Source organism: Frisingicoccus sp. (assembly GCF_048388605.1).
Taxonomy (GTDB): domain Bacteria; phylum Bacillota; class Clostridia; order Lachnospirales; family Lachnospiraceae; genus Frisingicoccus.
Genome location: NZ_DBGCTU010000038.1, coordinates 17,404 through 33,293, shown reverse-complemented (window position 1 = coordinate 33,293; position 15,890 = coordinate 17,404). Strand labels below are relative to the sequence as shown.

The window sequence follows — 15,890 nt, the reverse complement described above, 5'->3', positions numbered from 1 at the left end:
ATTACTCTGCTCTGAATTTATCTGCCCATTTACCGCGCCAGTAAAAGAAGACGGACAGTACCGTGGCAATGAACCAGCCGATCGGCCAGGACAGCCAGATTCCCGTTGCCCCGAAAGCCGCTGCCAATATGTAGGATAATATAACCCTTAAAACCAAATCCGTAAAGGTGGCGACCATAAAGGAAAACATCGCACCTGCTCCCCGGAGCATTCCGTCAACCACAAGCTTAATGGAAATGACAAAATAAAAGGGAGATACAATTTTCAGAAAGGTGATCCCTGTGTTGAATGCCACTGCAGACGCATCATCGCTCATAAATAATTGTACCATATTCTGGCCAAAAATAAAGAAGGCAATGAAAAAAGGTATCGCTGTCAGAAGTCCCATCTGAACTCCGGCACGCAATCCTTTTTTTGCCCTGTCCACCCTTCCCGCTCCCAGATTCTGGGCCGTAAAACTGGACACACCGTTTCCGAGAGTTGAAAAACAGGTGATTGAAAAAGTATTCAGCTTAATGGCCGCCGAGTATCCGGCGATAACGGAGGAGCCAAAAGAATTCACCAGGCTCTGAATAAAAATATTCCCCACCGACACAAAACTTTGCTGTAAAATACTCGGAACAGCGATCAAACTGATTTTTTTCAGCATCACAAAAGAAAAAATATCATACTTTTCTTTCGTTTTCACAGTCCGGAGCCGTTTTATCAGAGTTAAAAGAGCCAGTACACAGGCAATTCCCTGGGCTATAAAGGTCGCCCAGGCCACCCCGGCCACTCCCCAGTGAAAGCCGGCAACAAACCAGGTGTCCAGGGCAATGTTTCCAAGTGAAGAGCCGATCAGAAAATACAGCGGCGTCTTCGAATCCCCCAGTGAAGTGAATATACCGGTAGCAACATTATATAAAAACAGGAAAAGAAAGCCGCCGATATAAATTCTCAGATACAACGCGCCATCCGAAAAAATATTTTCCGGTGTATGTATCATCCGCATTAATCCCCGGGTTCCTAAAAGTCCGGCAGCCATGAGGATAACGGACAAAACAAAAGAGGACAACAGGGTCGTAAACACGGCTGTTTTCATCCTTCCATATTCTTTGGCGCCAAAAAACTGAGAGATCACAACGGCGCAGCCCACATTACTTCCCACGGCGATCGCCATAAAAATCATGGTGATCGGATAAGAGGCGCCGACCGCCGCCAAAGCGTTCTCTCCGGCGAACTTTCCCGCAATAACACTGTCTGCAATATTATACAACTGCTGAAACACCACGCTGATAAACATCGGAATGGTGAACTGCCAAAGTACCTTTTGAGGATTTCCTTCAGTCAAATCTTTTATCATGTTTTTCATCCTTCCCTTATTGCTTTTATTTCCGAATGGAATTATACTATAAAATATTTGATAAATAAAATCAATGAATTTTATATTGTCTATTAATATCATTTATGGAAAGGATGCCCTTCATGAATTTTGACTTTTATCGTACCTTTTATTATGTAGGAAAATATCAGAATATCACCGCCGCCGCCAAGGCCCTCTATGTCACTCAGCCCTCCGTCACCCACGCCATCCGCTCCCTGGAACGGGAGCTTGGCTGTTCCCTATTTATACGCTCTCAAAAAGGGGTCCGCTTCACGCCGGAAGGTGAAAAATTTTATGCCTCGATCGCCGCGGCCTGCGAAACCATCTTTCAGGCGGAAGCCAGCCTCGAAGCGGCAAAAAACTTTTCGGAGGGACTGATCGCCATCGGCGCCAGCGAAACAACCCTGCATCATTATCTGATTCCGATCCTCACTGATTTTCGCAAGGATCATCCCGGCATCCGTTTGAAGCTTTTCAATTCCAATACCCCGGAAATGCTTCAGGAAATATTAAGCGGTCATATTGATTTCGCTGTTCTTGTCCTCAATAAGGGCTATAAACATGAGGATTTATCCGTCACCTCTCTGACGGACTTTCAGGACATTATGATTGCCGGAAAAGCCTTCTCCGAGCTGGACGGACGCACCGTCACCCTGAAAGAACTGATGAATTATCCCCTGGTTTCCATGGAAAAAGGAACGCTGACCCGCCAGTTCTTCAATGATTTTTTTCACAGCAGCAATCTCGCCCCCGAACCGGATATCGAACTGGCTACCAGCGATCTGATTGTCCCGGTCATCCGCAGCGGACTGGGCATCGGCATGGTGCCCGAACCCTTTGCCGAAGATGCCCTGTCACGGGGAGAAATTTTCAGGCTTACTTTGGAAAAAAATATTCCCCGCCGTGAAATCTGCCTGATAAAAAAGAAAAAGGCCTCCCTTTCCCTTATCGGAGAAGCCTTTATTCAATATCTTCTGTCAGATAATCGACAAGTTCCTTAATTCCCTCGCCGTTCAGACTGCAAATTTTAAAAATAGGACGGGCGCCGGCCAGCGTCAGACTTTTTTCTGCCCGAGTCAGCTGCGCCTCATCCTTAATCAGATCACTTTTTGTAATCACGCCGATCAATGGTTTCTGAAACATGGCCTGAAGCCCCGGCGGAAGGGTGAAAGTCATATCCGTCGGATCCTGCAAGAGGAGCACCACATCGGCCCCCAGCGCCGTCACGGACAATGCCTGATAAAACTGGCGCCGCTCCACATACTCTCCCGGCGTATCAATAATATTGTCCGTCACCTCCAGGGCCTGTGTTTTTTTATAACTGATAGCCTGATTTGTCAAATACTGGCACAGCGTCGTTTTTCCGCAGGACACCTTCCCAATGAGCATTAATTTTTTCATTTTTTTCCTCCCATCAGGTGCGGGTTATTTTGGCCGGACTAAATCCGAGAACATCGGCCAGCGTATCATTCACCGCGATCAATGCCGCCTCCACGCTGGATACGTCGCCGCAGATCACCAGTGAACCGCTGAAACGGTCCACAAACACAATATCTACCGCCGCCGCCTTCGTCGCCACATCGGCGCCGATAATCGCTGCTTCACTCGGCGTGATCGTCATAATTCCCAGGGCTCCCCGTTTCTCTGTGATAACCCCCAGTTTTGTATATAGATCCTCTTCCGGGTTGGCGATCAGATGAGCCATGGTCGTCTGCTTACCGGGCACGTATTCCTGAATAACCCTTTGTTTATCTTCAAAAACATTTTCCACGCTGTTCACCTCGGATTACATCAGACTTTCAAAAATTTCCGGCCGCGGACTTGGAATCACCACGCTGGAAACAAGTAAGCCATTATTCTTTCCTTCCTCGCTGCCCGCTTCCACGGAAGCCTTGACTGAAGCCACATCCCCGGTCATAACCACGAAGGATTTACCGCCAAGGCCCATGCCGAGACGCACGTCGAGCAGGGTCACATTAGCCGCTTTGACCGCCGCATCGGCGCCGTAAACAGCCGCTGTAATACTGTAAAATTCCATCACACCGATGGCGCCTTTGCCATGAAAATCCGTTGCCTGATTAATAGCATCGATCACCTGGGGATGAACTCTCGGAATCACCGTCGAATCCACCACATGGCTTTCTCCGACAGCCATTCCGGCATCCAGGGAAGCCTTGACCGCCGCAACCTCCCCCGTAAATAATATACTGTATTTTCCCGGACATACCGGTTTTGCAAAGGATAATTCCACCTGTGCCGCCTTTAAAATGGCATCGGCAGCCTCCACACCCTTTGCAATACTGTTCAGTTCAAGAAAACCTACCGTCTCAATCATCGTCATCTACCCGTCCTTTCAATGATGATCCGTTTTCCAACGGAAACCACCTTTCCGGAAATGCTGGCATGGATATTTGCGCCCATAGCGCCTTCCGGAATACGTGCGATCAACTGTCCTTCTGTCACCATATCGCCGGTTTTAACAACCGCCTCCGACGGTGCGCCGATGTGCATGCTGACAGGGATTTCTACTCTGTCCGGCGTTCCCTCAACGCAGGTATCGATCTTTAGATCATACCATGGCATCACACCCACACGGGCTGCCACCCGGCCTGCCGGAATTTTCCGGCCTTCCCGGTTAGGATCCGCCTTATAGACATCCGTTTCTCTCGAATAACGGATACCGGCCTCCCGAAGTGCACCTTTGAGCACCTGATTTACCCGTTTTGGCTGTAAGCCCATCGGACAGGCATATTCTTCACAGATACCGCACTCGCAGCAAATCGCCGCGTTCCGCACATCCTTGTCATTTAAAATTTTCGTCACATCGCCCGACATGGCAAGTTTTCGCATGATCTTATGGGGCTGGAGCGGATGGCCGATCAAATGTCTCGGACACATCTGAGTACAGTAGCTGCACTGAATACAGGCGGACCGGGCACGATTAAGCATATGCTGCAGAGAAATCTGCGTTTTCTGCGCAATGCTTCCATCCTCCGGAAGTATAAGAATACCGGAAGTTGTTTTGGTCACCACCGCCGTTTTCGCTTCCTCCATCGTCATCCGCGCACCCATCATCGGTCCGCCGGATACGACAAAATATCTGGATTTCCGAGTACCTCCGGCCAGAGCAATACATGTGTCAAAGGATGTTCCCACCGGCACATGCAGCACTGTCGGCTGATTCACCTCGCCTGTGACCGTCAAATATTTTTTTGTAAAGCTTTTGCCTTCCATGGCATCGCTGATACCAAGCATTGTTGCCACATTGGAAACCACACAGCCCACATCCAGAGGGATTCCCGCCGGCGGAACAATCCGCCCCGTCACCTCATAAACCATGGTCTGCTCATCTCCGGCCGGATAGAAGCTGTCCATTTTCGCCAGCTTCACTTTCGAGCCGCGCTCCTTTAATACCTTTTCCAAAGCCTTGATTTCCTCTGTATATGTCTTTTTAAGAGCAAGCCGGCATTCCTTTGCACCGAGCATCTCTCCGACAGCTTCCACCGCCGAAACCACCCGGTAACCCAGATGCTTCATAATATATCTGTCCGTGCGCAGCAAAGGTTCGCACTCAGCTCCGTTGATGATCAGATATTCCACCGGCCCGCCGGCATACTTAACATGGGTAGGAAAACCGGCACCGCCGCAGCCGACGATGCCCGCCTCTTTAATACAATTCAATAAGTCCATGGATTCACTTCCTGTTCCTGTTTTCTTTCATGATTTCCATAGAATCTATAATACCTACAATTGCGCTGTCCACCGGAACACCTTCTTTTCCGGCGGCCCGCCTGGCCGTGCTGCCCGTAACAACAAGCACATCTTCGCCCACGCCGGCGCCGACCATATCCGCGGCGACAAACACATCCCCTTTTCCCTGGGCTGTCTCTGTCTCTTTTACAATCATAAGTTTCTGTCCGTTTAAGGCATCCTGTTTTTTAGTTGCCCATACGTGTCCGATTACTCTGCAGATCAGCATATAAGCCCCCCTTAAACGATTTCTATCTGTTTATGTTCGGCCTTAAAGATATCCTTTGCGGCCGGTGTGATGATAACGCCCTTTGCAAAACGCAGCGTTCCGCAGGCACAATCATTCACCAGTTCCTTCGCCAGCTTCTCCGTTACCAGCTTTTCATGGATAATATTTCCTGAATGCCCGGTTTCCGAAACAGAGGCTTTTGTCCCGCCGTCGGAACATACCGCCGCACTGCTGCCGGTCCGGCTGCAGCTCCTTTTCTGCTGTTCCTCACTTAATACGGCACAGACATTTTTCACTACTTCATTAATTAATTGTTCCATATCCATTGCTGACACCCCCTTACCGTCACACGGCGTGCCATACAGAATAAATGCTTCAGTACCCACCCGGTACCCACAGGCATTGGCCTCATCAAAATCAATATGCATTGCCGGAGCAAACTTCTCATTGACCCGAATCGGTACATCTTCAAAAATAACCTTTCGGTCACTTTCTACTTCCACCCGGACTCTGTCACCGTCGTGAACGCCGTAGGCCTCCGCATCCTGAGGACGCATATGAATATGATTGCGCGCCACGATCACGCTTCCGCTGGCCTTCAGTTCACCATGGGAACCGATGATCATCACATCGGACGCCCCATCGAGATTTCCCGACAAATTCACCGGGGCCGTCAAGCCCAGCTTCCGACAGTCCGTCTTGGACAATTCGACCTGAACAGCACCCCTCGGCGGCCCGAGAACAGCAACATTTTCCACACAGCCGTCTTTGGTTACCAGTTTCACTCTCTGTTCGCTTAAATACTCCCCGGGTTGGGATAAATCCCGTCGTTTTTTCAAAACGGCCCCCGGCCCGAAAAGTGTTTCAATGGCAGCCTGGGTTAAATGAACATGGCAGCCGGAGGCTTCGATTAAAATTTTCTTTCTCTCTGCACTCATGACTTTCTGCCTCCCTCATAATAACCTGCCAGCCATCGGCAAAATACAATATAGACACCGCTGCTCAGACGATTCAGATGCTGTATAATATCCGGGCGCTCCACAACGCCGTCTGCCGTCATAAAGGCATGGGCCGCGGAGAGCTCTGTTTCCCGCACCTTTGTCCGGAGGCGGTTTAAATCCGCCGCCATCCGGCCCATGGTGTAATCCGGGATCGGATGATCCATTCCGAAATATTTTTTTACGTTGTGGGAATGTTCCCGCAGCTCTTTATCCGTCATGCCGAGAATCCGCATCGGCTGTAACGGTTCTTCTTTCACTTCGGCGCCCAAAACACACCGGGTTCCATACAGAATATCGCCCAGATCCGTCACCAGCCTTTCCTGCTTCTGCGCGCAGGCCTCCGCCTGAAGACAGATGATTTCTGCCTGAAGCGTATCCAGCTGCCCCCGGAATTCAATCCGGGGATGGGTTTTCGGCACCAGAAGGTTTCCCCGCAAATGGGTCATATACTCCGGCTTTTCACCGTAGCCTGCCCCCGTCTCAGCGTCAATATATGTACGTTGGCCATGGCCGGGAAGAGGTGTTCTGGTCATCACCGCCGGCTGACTTTCCATAATTACCAGAGAAATCCCTCTGTCCCGGAGATATTCTTTGGCAAGCGGCGTCACAAACACATCCGGTTCAACGCGATATTCGGTTGTACTTTCTGCAAGCGCAGCGGCTCTCAGCATGGTTTCTGTTAAAATTTTCATAACCAAACCTCTTCTTTAATCCATCCAAACCTGTCTGTTTTATTTTAAAGTAGGAAGGATGTATTCAACTTCTTCATGCGGACGCGGAATTACATGAACACTGATCAATTCACCCACATTGGCTGCTGCTGCCGCACCTGCATCTGTTGCTGCCTTAACTGCGCCGACATCGCCGCGAACCATAACCGTAACAAGTCCGCCGCCGACATGCACTTTACCAATCAATGTAACGTTTGCTGCTTTTACCATCGCATCGGCTGCTTCAATTGCGCCAACCAAACCTTTTGTTTCAATCATTCCTAAAGCCTGTACTACATCTGCCATAATATTTATCCTCCTTGTTTTAAAATCCTTTTATATTTTTTATTATTAACCTCTTAATTTTGCCAATACCGCCCGGGTGATCGCTTCCACATCCTCCGCGGTAAGTCCACCGGCCGGAACGGCACTTCCCGCTGTCCGGCAGCATGCCGCCTGTTCCGGAACCGGAACATGATATTTCTTTCGGATATCTGAAAGCTCAGTAACTCCGCAGGCAACCCGGCGGATATTGATCAGATTCATCGGCGTGATATTATCCGATGTGGCGCTGCCGCCGACCGCGCCGCAGCCCAGTGTCAATGCCGGAGCAAGATTGGTCGTTCCTCCGACGCCGCCTAAAGCGCCCGGCGTATTTACAAGCAGCCGGGATACCGGTTTCTTTAAGGCAAATTCCCGAATAACATCCGTATCCTCGGAATGAATTGTCATCGTATGACCGGCGCCCTCATTCTGAAGGATCTGAATACTCCGCTCGCAGGCTTCCTGCCAGCCTTCTTCCACAAAGAAGGCTAAGAGCGGGCAAAGTTTCTCACGGGTATACGGATTCTTTTTGGATACTTCTGTCTGTCTGGATAAAAGCACCCTTGTTCCCGCCGGGATCTGAATTCCCGCCATATCCGCAATCGCCTGGGCCGATTTTCCGACAATCTTCGGATTCATCGTTCCATTATCTCTCAGAATAAACTTTGCAACTTTCTCTGACTGGGCTTCATCCATAAAATAACCGCCCTGCCGTTTCACTTCCTCGACAACCTGGGCTTCGATACATCTCTCTGTCACAATAGACTGTTCCGAAGCGCAAATGGTTCCATTATCGAAGGTTTTACTGTCAAAAATCCGGCGAACTGCTTCCGGTATATTGGCTGTCCGCTCAATAAAGGAAGGACCGTTGCCCGGCCCGACGCCGATGGCCGGATTGCCTGAGCTGTAAGCGGCATGAACCATGGCTTCACCGCCGGTAGCCAGAATAACGCCAATGTTTCTGTCCTGCAGAAGCGCATCCGTGGCCTCCATCGTTGTCAAACGTATGACCCCGATCAGGCCTTCCGGCGCTCCGGCCTTTCTGGCCGCCTCCTGAATCACATTTACCGTCTCCAGAATACAATTCTTTGCACCCGGATGAGGGCTGATCACAATGGCATTGCCCGCCTTTAATGATATTAATGTTTTGTACATTACCGTGGAGGTTGGATTTGTCGATGGGATCAATGCGGCGATCACTCCCATAGGAACACCGACTTCCATAATTCCCTTCGCGCCGTCCTCCCGAATCACACCAACAGTTTTCATGTCTTTGATAGATTCATATGTAATGGTACTGCCAAGAAGATTCTTCAGCACCTTATCCTGCCAGACACCAAACCCGGTCTCCTCGACAGCCATTTTAGCCAGCCGCTCCGCATTCGCCGCACAGGCTTCCGCAATCGCTTTGACGATTCCATCAACTCTCTGCTGGTCAAAAGTTCCGAAAACTTCCTGGGCTTTTTTTGCATCCCGAATCAAATCCCTGACTTCCTGGATTGACTGCAGGTCCATATCAAGTCCCATATATATTCTCCTTTCCCGATTATTTCTATAAATTAAATTAATAAATCAGCGGATGATCCGCAATATTATTGACACTTTCCGCAAAGGCTTCACAGGCGGCTTTACAGGCAGCCTGTTCCCCCGTGAGCAGCCCTCCGGCAAAATTTGTCTCCGACGGCGGCCCATAAAACACTTTCAATTCCACCTGGGCAGCTTTCAAAGCCGCATCCAGACCGACCATCGCCTCCAGCGGGGGCGCGATCAGATAGGCCATCGCCGTTCCCTCCCGGACACCGGCCGCTTCGGACAGATAACTGCCTGTTCTGGAAATACAGTGGGCAAAATAGACGATCGAATCATCCTCATTGGCACTATAAAAACAGGCGTCCCGCTCAATATACTGAATCGCCGCATCCAGGCCGCTCCGCACTTCCGCCGGATTTCTGCCGGCCAGAATACCGATAAATTCTCCGGCCAGCTTTGTACTGGCATTGGCCGCACCCGCATACATACTCCGGGCGTAGGCCACCCGGACCTCCGCCTTTTTTGTTGCCTCATCCAGCGCCGCATAGGAAACATCATCACAATCTGTCGTGATCAGCCCCAGGCTCCGCTCATCCTCCCGCAGATTCAACGCCTCTCTCAGCATTAAATCCGCATTCGGGATCATCTTTACACTGAGGACCGTCGTCTTTATTTTATCATGTTTCATATGAGGCCCTCCTATTTTTTCAGTTCAACTCCGCTGGCCCTGGCTTCCAGAATTTTCTGAATAACATCCACGATATAAGCCCCGGCTTCCACCGCCGGAATACCTCTCGAATGGATATTGGAAACAACCGTCCGCCGGGCCTCCGGCATTCCCACCGTCGCCTTATAGGCGATATAGGCGCTCATACTTTCCGCTGTTGCCAGCCCCGGGCGCTCGCCTAAAAGCACACAGGTTACCGTGGCATTCAGTGCCTCCGAAATCTGGTCCATCGCCGCCACCCGGCCGTTTTTCACAAAAAACGGCGTTCCGACTTTCAGTCCTCTGGCCTTCAGGCCATCGGTGATGATCGGCAATATATTTTCAAGATTTGCTTCCACCGCCGTGGAGGACAAACCATCCGAAGCATAAATCTGCACATCCACATCATGGGCGCATTTGGATTTAATCGTTTCCAGCCCCTCCGGCGGAAAAATCCGCCCAAGATCCGGCCGGGTCAGGAACTGGGTCTTATCCACGCACTGAGTTTCCACGGTGAAAAGGCCAAGCCTGTCCAAAAGTTCCTGGCTCACATCCATAAAGACCGCATCTCTGGCCGCCGCATGGTCGGCCCGAAGAGTCAGCATTGTTTTTGTTTTTAATCTCGGACCGCAGTTTCCGACGCCGATCCGGGCCGGTGTCCGGGACATCATTCGCTCCAGGCCTTCCCTGTCCTCAATATGATCAAGCAGCGGAACAGCCTTGACCTCCGGAGATGTAATGTCCACTAACCCATCTTCATTTGCCGGACTTCTTTTTTTCGAGTCCGATCCCGCCGTGGATTTTTCCATCATAAACGACGCGCCCAGCGGGACAACTTCGGAAGCTTCCACCGGCTTGTCCTTTTTCAGGTCTGCTCCCCGCCGCATCGAAGGATTTCCCGCGGCGGCTCCCGCACTGTTTTCTGTATTCGGGGCCGGCGCCGGCTTCATGCTCTGAATGACCGCCTCGGCAATGGCATCAATCTGACTTTGTGTTAACATTGGCATCCTCCCCTATTTTCTGCTCAGGAAAATGGTTGGATCGCCTGCCCTTTCTGTCAAACGCCCATTTTCCATGATTCCCATTTTCTCCAACCAGATCTCAAATTCTCTGATCGGACGTTTTCCTAAAGTTTCCCGCACCGCATTCACATCATGATAGGCATTTGTCTGATAGTTCAGCATAATGTCATCACTGCTCGGTACGCCTAATATGTAATTCACGCCGGCTGCTCCGAGAAGCAGGGCGAGGTTTTCAATATCATTTTGATCCGCCTGCATATGATTCGTATAACAGCAGTCACAGCCCATCGGCACACCGGAAAGCTTCGCCATAAAATGGTCCTCAAGCCCGGCCCGGATGACCTGTTTACTGTCATAAAGATATTCCGGTCCGATAAATCCGACAACCGTATTGACCATAAACGGAGCAAACTCTCTGGCGTAACCATAACAACGGGCTTCCATCGTCACCTGATCCGCGCCGAAATGGGCATCGGAGGAAAGCTCTGAACCCTGCCCTGTTTCAAAATACATGACATTCGGTCCCACTGCCGTTCCCTGCTTTTTCAGCAGGGCTTTTGCCTCCCGAATCGTATCCGTTGTAAAACCAAAAGCTTTATTGCCTTTTTCACTGCCCGCAATGGACTGGAAGATCATATCGCAGGGAGCTCCCTGTTTTACCGCCTCAATCTGAGTTGTTATATGACCGAGCACACAGATCTGAGTCGGTATCTCAAATTTATTTTTCACTTCGTCGAACCGCCGCAGCACCTCGGCCAGACTGGATACGGTGTCATTCACCGGATTCAGGCCGATCAAGGCATCGCCGCAGCCGTAACTCAGGCCTTCAAATAAAGAAGCTGTAATTCCTTCCACATTATCCGTTGTATGATTCGGCTGAAGCCGGGTTGCCATCGTTCCCCGCAGGCCGATGGTCGTATTACATCTGGCCGGAACCTGAATTTTCTGAGCCCCGTAGATCAGATCCAGATTGGTCATCAGCTTTGCAACGCCGGCCACCATCTCACTGGTCAGCGCATGGGACATATCACGAAGCTGCCTTTCTGTCGTGGAATAGCTCAAAATCCATTCCCGCAGATCACTGACAGTCCAGTTTTTTATCTTATTATAAAACACTTCATTGATACTGTCCTGATTTAACCGGGTCACATCATCTTCTTCATAAGGAACCGCCGGATTTTCCCTCAGATCTTTCAATAACATATTTGAAAGCACTTCCTTTGCGGCAATCCTTTCCAAATCGGACGTGGCTGCCACTCCGGCTAAAATATCCCCGGACTTTTCTTCATTTGCCTTTGCCATAACTTCCTTCACGGAATCAAAGGTAAAAATCTGCCCGCCTAATAATGTTTTGTACGCCATACTGCACCACCTTATCCAAATATCAAGGTTTTAACCACCACCGGAATAACCAGTCCGTTTACAAGCGGTTTCCCCATATCTACAAAATCATTCTGCTCCACCTGAACAGAATCAATGCAAATGACATCCCTCGGATGCCCGGTTGAAAGCTGCATCATCATCTGCCCCAGGGCTTTCGCCATATCATATTCTAAAACGATCAGCATCGGCTGGCCTTCCGGCAAAAGGGCATCCAGCGCAGACACCAGACAGGCGGCCAGACGTTTTACTTCCATATAAGAAGGATTCTTCTTTCCCTTCATCGCCAGGATCAGCTGCTTTGAATCACTCTGCGCCTGCATCCATCTCAGCTTTTCCATAAGCCCTTCTGTCTGCCCCGCGAAACAATCCTGCTGCTCGTTCTCATTCAACTTCAATACCGGAATATTTTTCAGCGGAAAAACATCTCTGTTATATGTGATCGTACTCCCCGACACGGAAGTCGTATAACTTCCGGCGCCGACCACCGTCGCCCGAATCGTCTCCTTCGCCTCGATCACCCGAAAATCCGAAAACAACCGGCTGGCCCGGATCGCCTCGCCGAGCACGACACCCATATCCCCATATCTGGCCCAGGCGCCCTCGGACGGATGGTAAATACAATCCGCCACACCGCCGGAAAAACAAACGGCCCGAATCGATTTATCAAATTTAAACTCCGAACTGCCCGGCGTCATGATCGCCGACAACAGCCGATTATCCTCCCGGCACAGCCATTGGTATAAAAGGTCTGACATGATCTCGCCGATGCGATAAACTGTTCCATAGGAGACCTCATCCCCGATATGTAGCGATATGCCGTCCATATCCAACATCCGCTTTACACTGTCGCTGATATATTCGACCCGGCTGTCAGGCGTCACCTTCAACAACCGTCCGCCGATATCCACACAGCCCTTTCCAATGACTTCGCCCGAATCAAAGAGCACCACATTGGTCGTACCGCCGCCGATATCCAGATTCGCCACCGTACATTGATTATCAATGGAGTATTGACGGGCCCCGCTGCCCTTTCCGGCAATGATTGCCTCCAGATCCGGCCCCGCCGTCGACACAACAAATTCGCCGGCAAAATTGCTGAGTTCCCGAAGCACGATCTCCGAATTCTCTTTTCTCGCCGACTCACCGGTGATAATGACCGCCCCGGTTTGGGTATCCGCCGGGGTGAAGCCCGATTTTCTGAATTCTCCGGCCACAATATCCCGAACTTTCTCCCCGTCGATCATATATTGATTCCGCAGAGGCGTCATATAAATATCGCTTTTATAAACCACATCTTTATTCACAATGGCAATATGAGGCACAGCAAAATATCCGGCTGAATTTTTAAAGGTCAGCCGACTGAAAATGACCTGGGTTGTGGAAGTTCCGATATCAATTCCGACACTTAAAATGGTTGATTCTTCACTCATGAACTTTTCCGCCTCACATACCTTTTTTGAAAAAAAGCGGAAATATATTCCGACACCTTTGTCAGGGATATTTCCGCTCTAATCACTCCATAAATACCATGGTACTATTTTACCCTGTTTTTGAAATTTATGCAAGTTTTTGTGCCTATGTTATGAATTTATTTTTCAGTTACAGCGCCGAGGCCATTCATTAACGAATATTCGTTAATTTCTGTCAATGCGCCATAGGTATCCGGGCGACGATCTTTAATAAGATTACTCATCATCATTCCATAATGACGGGCGCGTATATATTCACCCTGGATATCAATATCTGCTACAGCCATTCCTTCTTCATAATATGTGTTACATACATCTTTTCCATATGGGTCGATAATATGGCTATGACCACATTCGTCCCCTTTTTCATAATGTCCCACATGATTGGCGCCAACAAACCACACCATGTTCTCTGCCGCACGAGCCCTGTCAAAGACATTATAAGTATATAAAGACGGACAGTCTTCTGTTTTTTCCACGGACGGCCATGCTGTCGGGCAGAGGATCAATTCCGCGCCCTGAACCGCCAGTGAACGGGCTGCCTCCGGAAATGCTTTGTCAAAACAGATCATGATGCCGATTTTTCCTAATTTTGTATCAAATACTTTATATTCATTTCCAGGGAAATAATATAATCTCTCCGTCAACGGATTATGTACTTTTCGATAATGTCCGACATAGCCCTCCGGTCCTACGAGCACACAACTGTTGTAGAGAACATCAATCCGTTTCGGGTCTCTCTCTGCCATGCCCCAGGCAATATACATATTATGTTCCTTGGCTTTTGCGATCAGCGTCTGGGTTGAAGGTCCTTCCGGTATTAACTCTGCTTCTCTCTGCTGATATAACCCTGCCTCCGGATCGACCTCCGCCATTGACGGCGGAAACATCTGAAGAGCAACCTCCGGAAAGAGAATCAACTCTACTCCCTGCTCTGCAGCCTCTTCAATATAGTGAAGAAACTTTTCCATGTTATAAGCCTTATCAAACTTACAATTCATTGCAACAACTGCTACCTTTGCCATAAAATGCGCCTCCTTAAATATTAAAATAATCCAACGGCTAAAAAGCCCTTAAATATCAATGTGATCAAAATAATGCTGAGCCCCAGTGTCGGCGCCGCAGCGATAACCCCTGCACAAGCGCCTTCATAACGCTTAAACGTCAATTTTCCAATCCATCCGCTGACCGCCGCACAAAATGGCGGACAGATAACGGCCGAAATAATAGCCATGACAATAAGAAAGATTGGATTAAATGTGGCTGCTTCCCCGGCCAGTCCAAAAAACAATGGAACAACCGCCATCACTTCATTGACGCAAAATGTGTTATAGGCCCCAAGTTCTTTATATTTCGGATACCAAAGAAAGATTGCCAGGCTTGTCCCGAGCATCATGCCGCAGAGCATCGCCGGATATAACCGGGGAACGCCGTAACAAATATGTGCCGGGTTTAAAGCCCAGGACAGCGTCAGACCCCCAATATAACAAATGCCGACCCATTCATTTCCAAAAAATAATAAATCGGTAAAATCTGCAAGAAAGCGGCGGATATACCATCCGACAGTCGCCTCCGGAACCGGCGCATTTACCGTTTCATAAGGATGGAACACACGCTTATTCTCATCTTTAGCCGCCGCCCGGCACCATGGCAGAAAGCGATAAATCTCAGTCATCACGATACCGCCGAACCCGACAGCCAGAATCGTGAACGTACATATCGGCGGAATTCCTATGATTCCGGCCAGATTATTCGCCAACACCGAAAGTGGGTATTGAATAAGACATCCCATAACGCCACCGGTCAACCATACTGTCCAATGGGAACCATAAGTCAGAACCAGCGCTGCCGGAATCGTGCAGCACGGCAGGAAGGTCGGAAGCCAGCCTGCCGAAAGGCCGGAACCATACAATGCAGTGGCAAGTCCGACGCCTACAAAACCGGTCAATATGATCTGCGGCATAACTCCCAGCGGCGCTGCCACCGGATACATTTTTGCTTTGCATCCTTTTTTCAGAATAAAATGAACGATAAGCCCTGAAAGGACCAGTGCAGCGCCTCCCGGCAATGACCGAAAACCCTGGCAGTCCGTCCAGTCTCCAATGGTCCAAAATACTTTATAAAGTATGCCATCCTGCGACCGTGCCAGCCAGTCTCCAAAGCTGAACAATTTCGGCGATGCAGCGAGCGTTGGCTCAATCGCACACATCCCATGGAATAACAAAATCGCCGCAGCCCAAATGATGACCAATGGGAAAAACATAGTCCAACGATTCTCTTTTTTCATTACAACTCCTCCTCCAATAACATTTATTCATGGCTTTATTTTATGTTTTTGCACAATTTTTTTCCATGGAGCAAAAATATGATTTTATGTACCATTTCATGAGTCTCCCGGGGAAT

At 49.5% G+C, this 15,890-nt stretch carries 17 protein-coding genes; 1 reads left to right on the top strand and 16 read right to left on the bottom strand.

Annotated elements, in window-relative coordinates:
• Position 1: 1 nt before the first annotated feature.
• Positions 2–1,342 (bottom strand): MATE family efflux transporter, encoded by a 1,341-nt coding sequence (locus tag ACMN7X_RS09810; protein ID WP_418747288.1) that lies wholly within the window; start codon positions 1,340–1,342, stop codon positions 2–4.
• A gap of 122 nt (positions 1,343–1,464) precedes the next feature.
• Between ACMN7X_RS09810 and ACMN7X_RS09805 the strand changes: the two genes are divergently transcribed.
• Entirely contained in the window at positions 1,465–2,364 is a 900-nt protein-coding gene (locus ACMN7X_RS09805) for a LysR family transcriptional regulator (RefSeq protein WP_418747287.1), read from the top strand.
• Here ACMN7X_RS09805 and ACMN7X_RS09800 read toward each other — a convergent pair.
• From ACMN7X_RS09800 to ACMN7X_RS09730, 15 genes are all read right to left on the bottom strand, one after another.
• Positions 2,324–2,764 carry a EutP/PduV family microcompartment system protein gene (locus ACMN7X_RS09800; protein WP_418747286.1) on the bottom strand — a complete coding sequence of 147 codons (441 nt, stop codon included), beginning with the start codon at positions 2,762–2,764 and terminating at the stop codon, positions 2,324–2,326. The genes ACMN7X_RS09805 and ACMN7X_RS09800 overlap by 41 nt on opposite strands.
• Before the next feature lie 13 nt (positions 2,765–2,777).
• A complete protein-coding gene (locus ACMN7X_RS09795; protein WP_418747335.1) occupies positions 2,778–3,068 on the bottom strand; it encodes a BMC domain-containing protein in 291 nt (96 codons plus the stop codon).
• Between the two features lie 81 nt (positions 3,069–3,149).
• A complete protein-coding gene (locus tag ACMN7X_RS09790) occupies positions 3,150–3,704 on the bottom strand; it encodes a BMC domain-containing protein (protein WP_418747285.1) in 555 nt (184 codons plus the stop codon).
• Complete coding sequence (locus tag ACMN7X_RS09785; protein ID WP_418747284.1) at positions 3,701–5,053, bottom strand: 4Fe-4S dicluster domain-containing protein; 1,353 nt, start codon at positions 5,051–5,053, stop codon at positions 3,701–3,703. The genes ACMN7X_RS09790 and ACMN7X_RS09785 overlap by 4 nt, the downstream gene beginning before the upstream one ends.
• A 4-nt stretch (positions 5,054–5,057) precedes the next feature.
• Positions 5,058–5,342, bottom strand: a complete 285-nt coding sequence (locus ACMN7X_RS09780; RefSeq protein ID WP_418747283.1) for a EutN/CcmL family microcompartment protein — start codon at positions 5,340–5,342, stop codon at positions 5,058–5,060.
• A gap of 11 nt (positions 5,343–5,353) precedes the next feature.
• Positions 5,354–6,280, bottom strand: coding sequence for a phosphate propanoyltransferase (gene pduL, locus ACMN7X_RS09775; protein WP_418747282.1), 927 nt, complete (start codon positions 6,278–6,280; stop codon positions 5,354–5,356).
• Entirely contained in the window at positions 6,277–7,035 is a 759-nt protein-coding gene (locus ACMN7X_RS09770; RefSeq protein ID WP_418747281.1) for a hypothetical protein, read from the bottom strand. Before ACMN7X_RS09770 ends, pduL begins: the two co-directional genes overlap by 4 nt.
• Before the next feature lie 39 nt (positions 7,036–7,074).
• On the bottom strand, positions 7,075–7,359 hold the full coding sequence (locus ACMN7X_RS09765) for a BMC domain-containing protein (RefSeq protein WP_418463580.1): 285 nt from the start codon (positions 7,357–7,359) through the stop codon (positions 7,075–7,077).
• Between the two features lie 45 nt (positions 7,360–7,404).
• Positions 7,405–8,904 carry an acetaldehyde dehydrogenase (acetylating) gene (locus ACMN7X_RS09760; RefSeq protein ID WP_418747280.1) on the bottom strand — a complete coding sequence of 500 codons (1,500 nt, stop codon included), beginning with the start codon at positions 8,902–8,904 and terminating at the stop codon, positions 7,405–7,407.
• Between the two features lie 37 nt (positions 8,905–8,941).
• Positions 8,942–9,595 (bottom strand): ethanolamine utilization microcompartment protein EutL, encoded by a 654-nt coding sequence (gene eutL / locus ACMN7X_RS09755; RefSeq protein WP_418747279.1) that lies wholly within the window; start codon positions 9,593–9,595, stop codon positions 8,942–8,944.
• Positions 9,596–9,606: 11 nt separating this feature from the next.
• Entirely contained in the window at positions 9,607–10,614 is a 1,008-nt protein-coding gene (gene eutC / locus ACMN7X_RS09750) for an ethanolamine ammonia-lyase subunit EutC (protein ID WP_418747278.1), read from the bottom strand.
• A 12-nt stretch (positions 10,615–10,626) separates the two neighbouring features.
• On the bottom strand, positions 10,627–11,997 hold the full coding sequence (locus ACMN7X_RS09745; RefSeq protein ID WP_418747277.1) for an ethanolamine ammonia-lyase subunit EutB: 1,371 nt from the start codon (positions 11,995–11,997) through the stop codon (positions 10,627–10,629).
• 11 nt (positions 11,998–12,008) lie between these two features.
• Complete coding sequence (locus ACMN7X_RS09740) at positions 12,009–13,448, bottom strand: ethanolamine ammonia-lyase reactivating factor EutA (protein WP_418747276.1); 1,440 nt, start codon at positions 13,446–13,448, stop codon at positions 12,009–12,011.
• Positions 13,449–13,606: 158 nt separating this feature from the next.
• On the bottom strand, positions 13,607–14,512 hold the full coding sequence (locus ACMN7X_RS09735) for a carbon-nitrogen hydrolase family protein (protein WP_418747275.1): 906 nt from the start codon (positions 14,510–14,512) through the stop codon (positions 13,607–13,609).
• 20 nt (positions 14,513–14,532) lie between these two features.
• Positions 14,533–15,774 (bottom strand): hypothetical protein, encoded by a 1,242-nt coding sequence (locus ACMN7X_RS09730; protein WP_418747274.1) that lies wholly within the window; start codon positions 15,772–15,774, stop codon positions 14,533–14,535.
• Positions 15,775–15,890: the final 116 nt, after the last annotated feature.